Source organism: Bacillus sp. SIMBA_005, assembly GCF_046535585.1.
GTDB lineage: Bacteria > Bacillota > Bacilli > Bacillales > Bacillaceae > Bacillus > Bacillus pumilus.
Map to the genome: position 1 here is coordinate 1 of NZ_JAWRWI010000656.1, position 260 is coordinate 260.

The 260-nt window shown below is 46.5% G+C and carries 1 protein-coding gene; it reads right to left on the reverse strand.

From position 1 onward, the window contains the following. Window positions 1-245 (reverse strand): NAD(P)H-dependent oxidoreductase (locus SB660_RS21710; RefSeq protein WP_410584491.1); only part of this gene is annotated, 245 nt, incomplete at its 3' end. Window positions 246-260: the final 15 nt, after the last annotated feature.

Here is a 260-nt window from a genome sequence, read left to right on the forward strand (position 1 = left end):
TCGCCTTCAGCCCACAAGTAGCCAAGTCTGTCGATCCAAGTTTTAAGACCGGAGCTGATTGTTCCGAAATGCCCTGGGCATCCCCAAATAATCGCATCCATATCTTTAAGCTTGCGGATATCAGCCTGATCTACATGGTCGATGAACACTTCAGCCGTGTCGTTTTCTCTCGCGCCTTCAGCAATCGCTTCTGCAAGCACTTTAGTATGTTCGCCTTCACTATCATACACTACATAAATTTTCATTCAGGAAACCTCCCT